We start from the raw sequence: 7,130 nt of genomic DNA, 5'->3' as shown, positions 1-7,130 counted from the left end.
AATATTAAATTATAAAAATAAAAAATAAAATTAATTATTATTTTAATGTTTTTGAGGAATAAAAATGAATTTAAATTTAAAAGAAATAATATTGATTTTCATTAAAGGATTATTTATGGGATCTGCGGACATTGTTCCTGGCGTTTCAGGTGGAACAATAGCTTTAATTACTGGAATATATGAACGTCTAATTTCTGCTATAAGTAGTATCAGGTTTAGCTTTTTAAAGCCATTGTTAAAGGCTAATTTTACTGATTTTAAAGAAAAGCTAATCGAAGAAATTGATTTTGAATTATTCATTCCCTTACTTTTAGGTATAGGAATTGCATTCATTAGCCTTGCAAAAGTAATCAGCTATTTGCTTGATACCCATACAGCATATACATTTTCATTCTTTTTAGGATTAATATTGGCTTCTGCATATATTTTATATACTAAATTGGAGAATTTCAATATTAAATTAATTATCATAAGCATAATAGGAATAATTCTCTCTTACATATTTGTAGGATTAAATCCTATTGCAACTAATCATAGCTTAGTTGTAATATTCATATCTGGACTTATAGCTATATGTGCTATGATTTTGCCAGGAATCTCTGGATCTTTCTTATTATTGCTCCTTGGACAATACCAATATATGCTAAACGCTTTAAATTCAAGAAATTTAATAGACATATTAGTCTTTGGTATAGGGGCATTGATAGGAATTTTAGGATTTTCCAAACTCTTGAACTATTTGCTTGAAAGGTATGAATCAGTTACAATGGCATTTTTAATAGGAATCATGGTTGGAACATTGAGGTTACCTGTTATGAAAATAACTGCAACTATTCAAGGTTCATGGATTCCATGCATTATTTTAGCTTTAATTGCATTTGTACTAATCATTGTTTTAGAGAAAAAATTTAAAAAAGAAGAATAATTCAAATATAATTCATTATATAAAAATTTATTAAATAAATATAATCTTTAAATTAACTTCAAAGTTAAAAATAAAAATAATAATATCTGTTTTGGTGAAAAAATGGGCTTGTTTGACTTCATAAAAAAAGATAAAAAAGATAAAAAGAATAAAAAAGAAGATAAAACAATCGATTTTACTTCAAATGACAACATTAGCCCAGAAGATTTAAAGTTAGCTAAAGAAAAGCGTCTTAAAAATGATTCACGTACAAAAGAGGACATATTGAAAGATGAAACATTTAGAGAAATTGCAATGAATCACAGCAACAGGAATAACAGAATTGCTGCAGTTATGGAAATGAAATCTCAAGATGTTTTGGAAGATTTGGCTATGGATAATAAGGACAGATATGTAAGAACCATTTCCGCATCTAGAATTACAGATCCCAATATTTTAGAGGAATTGGCTTATAATGCAAAATATAGCGATGTCAGACAGATAGCTTTTGACAAATTAGGAAAAGTTAATCATGTCCTTGGAGAGATTGCAAAATATGATAAAAAAGGAAAAGATAGATTATCTGCAGTTCGTGAAATTGATGATGAACTCGTGCTGATGGATTTATGTCTCAATGCAAAAGATCAAAAAGTAAGAATGCTTGCAATAGAAAAGATTCATAACAATCAAATATTAGCTGAAATATTAAGGAATTCCTCTGACAATAAGATATTCAATAAAATAATCAATAAAGAAAGCTTTTCTGACGAAGAGATTTTATCTGATATTGCAAAAAGCAATGAATATGACAAGTTCATTAGGGTTGAAGCATTAAACAAGTTAGATAACGAAAAAAATAATGAAACAATAAAAGAGATTGCATTCAATGAAATGGATGAACATGTATGTTCTGCAGCAATTGAGAAATTGGATTTCGAAGATGACTTGGTTGAAATTGCATTAAATTCAAGATATTCCTCATTCAGAATAAAAGCTACTGAAAAAATCAAAAATGAGGATATTTTAAAAGAGATTGCATTGAATGATACTGATAAGTTTGTTCGTATTGAAGCAATAAAACATGTGAAAAATGAGAATATTATTAAAGAAATATATCTGCAAGAGAAAGATAGCTTTGTTAGAAGTGAAGCTATTAAGAATATTAATTCTTTAGTTAATTTAATTGATATTAGTATCAAAGATGATGATTTAATTGTAGCTAAAAATGCTTTAAATAAAGCCATAAGCAATAAGGAAAATTATATTGATAATGGTTATGATATCCAAGATTTTGAAAATCTTTTAAAGAATGTTGCAAACGAATCAAAACATGAGGAAATAAGCAAATTAGCGATTAATAATATTGAAGATGAGAATCTTTTAATTGAAATTAGCAAAGAATCCATCTATTATGGTTGTCAACTTGAAGCTGTATCTAAAATTAAATCAGAAAATTTATTGGCTGATATAGTAAAAAGCAATAATGATTCCAATATCAGATCAAATGCAATTAGAAGAATTAAGGATAAAAAGATTTTAGAAGACATTGCAATCAGTGGCGAATACAGTGATGCACGTATAGAAGCTATTTCTAAAGTAAAGAATCAGGATATATTGGTTGATTTGGCATATAATGATAAGGATTCAAAGATTCGTGAATCTGCTTGCAAAAACATTCAAACTGTATCTGTTTTAGATGATATAGCTATTAAAGATGAAGATAAATATGTAAGGGAAGTAGCTAAAAAAAGATCAGCATTGCTTAAAAAATAGTGTAAAATAGGTAAAATGTGTAAAATAGTATAAAATGGTATAAAATAATATAAAATAAATAGCTTTAGAAAAAAGTAAATAAAAAATATAAAAAACTCATTTTTAATAAAAAATTTTAGTAAATAATAGAAAACTATTATTTACTTGCATTCTCTTCAACTAACTCTTTTGCATGAGCGGTTATATTCTCGCTTAAGACTTCTTTTAAGAAATCTCCTGTATAAGTGCCAGATTCAGCAATCTCTTCAGGAGTTCCAGTAGCGATGACTTCTCCACCGCCATCTCCACCTTCAGGACCTAAATCAATGATATAATCCGCTGTTTTGATGACATCCAAGTTATGTTCAATCACCACAACAGAGTTACCTGCATCTGTCAATCTGTTTAAAACGTTTAATAATTTCTTAATGTCATCAAAGTGAAGACCGGTAGTAGGCTCATCCAAGATATATAATGTTTGACCAGTGCTGGATTTGGATAGCTCTTTAGCTAATTTAACCCTTTGAGCTTCACCACCAGATAAGGTAGTTGCTGGCTGTCCTAACTTTATATAACCTAAGCCAACATCATATAAGGTTTGAAGCTTTTTAGCAATTCTTGGAACATTTTCAAAGAACTTTAAAGCCTCTTCAACTGTCATTTCCAATACTTCATAGATATTCTTTCCTTTATAACGGATATCTAAAGTCTCATCATTGTATCTTTTACCTTTACAGACTTCACAAGGAACATAAACATCAGACAGGAAGTGCATTTCAATTTGTATGATACCGTCACCATAACATGATTCACATCTTCCTCCTTTTACATTGAAACTGAATCTTCCAGGTTTATAACCTCTAGCTTTAGATTCTGGAGTGTCAGCGAATAACTCTCTGATTGGAGTGAAAACACCTACATATGTAGCAGGGTTGGAACGTGGAGTTCTTCCAATAGGAGTTTGGTCTATTCTAATGATCTTATCGATATTCTCAATTCCTTCAATGTAATCATGCTTTCCAGGATGCAAATACTTCTTGTTGATGATGGTTGATAAACCCTTATACAAGACCTGATTGATTAAACTGCTCTTTCCAGAACCGCTTACTCCAGTAACACATGTAAAGACTCCTAATGGTATGTCTACATCAACATTCTTAAGATTGTTCTCTCTAGCACCTTTAACAGTTAGGAATTTGCCATTACCTGGTCTTCTTTCTGTATTAATTGGAATTGTTTCCCTTCTTGACAAGTATTTTCCAGTAATTGAGTCTGGAGAGTTCATTATCTCTTCAGGGCTTCCTTCAGCGATGATTTTTCCACCATGTTCACCAGCACCAGGACCAATGTCAATAACATAATCTGCAGATAAAATTGTCTCTTCATCGTGCTCTACAACAATCAAGGTGTTTCCAATGTCTCTTAAATGCTTTAAAGTACCAATGAGCTTTTTATTATCCCTTTGGTGAAGACCGATACTTGGCTCATCCAAAATGTATAAAACACCCACAAGACCGGAACCGATTTGTGTAGCAAGCCTTATTCTTTGTGCTTCTCCACCAGACAAGGTACCTGAAGACCTTGACATTGTAATATAATCCAATCCTACATCAACAAGGAACTTCAATCTTGCCTTGATTTCCTTTAAAATCTCTTTTCCAATGAAAAGTTGTCTTTCTGTAAGCTCCAAATCCTGGAAGAATTGATAGCTGTCCTTAATGGATAAGTCACATACATCCATGATGTTCTTATCACCGACAGTTACTGCTAAAACCTCTGGACGAAGCCTTCTTCCACCACAAACTGGACATTTGCGGTCACTCATGAATTTTGAGATATAGCTTCTATTGTAATTGGATTTGGTTTCAATGTATAATCTTTCCATTCTTGTAATTACACCTTCAAACTTACGGTTGACTCTGTAAGATCTGTTTCTTCTTTTAAAGGCGAATGCAACCTTTTCATTTGAACCATAAAGAATTATGTGCTGCTCTTCTTCGGTTAAATCCTTAAATGGAGTATCCATGCTAAATCCAAAGTGATCAGCAACTGCTTTAAGCATTTGATAATAGTAATTTTCCTTCTTAGTTGATTTTGACCATGGAACGATTGCTCCATCATTTAAGCTTAAGTTCTTATTCGGCACAATCAAGTCAGGATCCATTTCCATTTTTGTTCCTATACCATTACATTCAGGACAAGCTCCTTGAGGTGCATTGAATGAAAACATACGAGGAGTCAATTCCTGGAAACTTATGCCACAGTTAGTACATGCAAAGTCTTCGGAATAGGTTTTTTCATATGTGGATTCATTTCCTTCATCATCCCTTTTATTAAACATGACAGTTACAAGACCATCTGCAAAATTGCAAGCGGTTTCTACAGAATCTGATAACCTTCTTTGGAAGTCGATTCCTTCCCTGATAACAAGCCTATCCACTACCAATTCAATATTGTGTCTGAAGTTTTTTCCAAGCACAATATCCTCATCGAGACCTTTTACTTCACCATCTACACGTACTCTGACAAAACCTTTCTTTCTAAAGTCTTCTAAAATATCCTTATGCTCACCTTTACGGTCTTTTACAACAGGAGCAAGCACATGTATCTTAGTTCCTTCTCCCTCTTCTATAATGGATTCAGTTATCTGTCCAATGGTTTGATGAGATATTTCCCTTCCACATTTAGGACAATGTGGAATTCCTATTCTTGCATACAATAAACGTAAGTAATCATAAATTTCTGTAATGGTACCTACTGTTGATCTTGGATTAACCTTTGTAGTCTTTTGGTCTATTGAAATTGCAGGTGATAATCCTTCAATATAATCAACTTCAGGCTTTTTCATTTGGCCTAAAAACTGTCTTGCATAAGCTGATAATGATTCAACATATCTACGCTGTCCTTCAGCATAAATGGTGTCGAATGCAAGTGTTGATTTACCTGAACCGCTTAAACCGGTAACCACAACAAATTGGTCCCTTGGTATGGATAAATCAATGTTTTGGAGGTTGTGTTCCCTTCCTCCCTTAAGTATAATGTTTTTTCTTTCGGTACTCATCATTTCACCATAAGTAAATCTTGTTATATTTTAATTTATAATTTATTTATAATTTAATTAATTTAATTTTAATACATTTAGTAAATTTTATATAAAATTTTGTTATATTATATATAAATCTAAGTAGTAAGAGCTTTTGAAAACTAATAATTTAGTTTTTATTCATACAAACTAATATTAGTCCTAACTATTATATAAATATATGTTATATATGATAAATTTGTAAAAAGTTTATAATAAATTATTTTAAAATAAATAAAAAAGTAAAAATAAGGATTCAAAATAGAAAAAAATAGAAAAAAATAAAATAAAAATAAAATAAAAATAATATAAATAAATTAAAAAAGAAAATAAAGATAGATTAGCTATTATCCGCTAATCTTTTTATTCTTTTAAGCATGTCTGGGTGAGTGGACAATAATTCCATGATCTTATTGGAAGTGCCTACATTTACTTTAGAATCTCTTAAAACATTTAGTTCTTCAGCACTGATTGCACCATCCATATCCAAGTCCAATTGAGCTAAATTATTGAATTCATTTCTTGCATTGGAGATGTCAGTTAAGAAGAATGCTTTAGTTCCTTCAATATCCCTTATTTCAGATTGTGGAACTTTTGCTGCACCATTAACCAATTTATATAATGCAGAAGCTAATTTTTCAGGTTTGCAACCTAATTCTACACTTCCTGCATCAGCATAGTATTCTCTTATTCTGGAAATGAATAGAACAATTAATTGACCTAAGAAGTAAGCGATCAATGCTAAAATACCTAAAAGAGTTCCTCGGTTGTCGTTGTCTCCACCCCCTGAAAACATAAGTGAAAATGATAGATAGTAGCAAATGAGTGGAATAGCACTGACAACAGTTGTAATAGCCATATCATTATGTTTAATATGAGACATTTCATGGCCTAAAACTGCTCTAAGCTCTTCCTCATCAAGAAGACCAAGGATACCTCTTGTAACACATATATGTCCACTGCGTTTGGATCTGCCGTAAGCAAATGCATTAGGCACCATAGTATTGGATATACCCACTTTAGGCTTAGGGATATTAGCTGCAGCCGCTAATTCTGACACCATTTGATGGAGTTGAGGAGCTTCAGCTTCACTTAATTGGTGAACTCCCATTGAGCTTTCAACAATCTTTGGGCCAAATAGGTATTGCAAGAATATAACACCTATACCTGCAATTGCATAGAATCCATAAAAGCCTCCATATCCTAAGAAGTTACCGGCAAGCATAATTAGAATATACACTATACCGAACATTAAAACCATAGAAAGCCATAATCTTAATTTGAGTTTCCAAGTTCCTTTCATATAAAAACCCCTTTAATTTTTATTTGAATAATTTTGATAAATCTACAATATTATTCTTTTATAAATATTACTCTTTTACTATTTAAATT

At 31.1% G+C, this 7,130-nt stretch carries 4 protein-coding genes; 2 read left to right on the top strand and 2 right to left on the bottom strand.

Translation table 11 applies throughout. The features are described 5' to 3' along the window. The first annotated feature begins 115 nt into the window (after positions 1–115). The gene (locus VW161_RS08500) at positions 116–925 is read left to right on the top strand and encodes a DUF368 domain-containing protein (protein WP_304136014.1); all 810 of its coding nucleotides are present in this window, start codon (positions 116–118) and stop codon (positions 923–925) included. A 102-nt stretch (positions 926–1,027) separates the two neighbouring features. After that, positions 1,028–2,677, top strand: a complete 1,650-nt coding sequence (locus tag VW161_RS08495; protein WP_325192926.1) for a hypothetical protein — start codon at positions 1,028–1,030, stop codon at positions 2,675–2,677. Between the two features lie 136 nt (positions 2,678–2,813). On the opposite strand, the gene uvrA is transcribed toward VW161_RS08495, so the two are convergent. Both uvrA and VW161_RS08485 read right to left on the bottom strand, forming a co-directional pair. After that, positions 2,814–5,717, bottom strand: coding sequence for an excinuclease ABC subunit UvrA (uvrA, locus tag VW161_RS08490; protein ID WP_304094122.1), 2,904 nt, complete (start codon positions 5,715–5,717; stop codon positions 2,814–2,816). A 361-nt stretch (positions 5,718–6,078) separates the two neighbouring features. Then, entirely contained in the window at positions 6,079–7,041 is a 963-nt protein-coding gene (locus tag VW161_RS08485) for a zinc metalloprotease HtpX (RefSeq protein WP_304105697.1), read from the bottom strand. Positions 7,042–7,130 lie beyond the last annotated feature (89 nt).

The organism is Methanobrevibacter ruminantium (genome assembly GCF_016294135.1).
In the GTDB taxonomy this organism is placed as follows: domain Archaea; phylum Methanobacteriota; class Methanobacteria; order Methanobacteriales; family Methanobacteriaceae; genus Methanobrevibacter; species Methanobrevibacter ruminantium_A.
The sequence above is the reverse complement of the archived record's forward strand: the minus strand, read 5'-3'. Positions and strand labels throughout refer to the sequence as shown.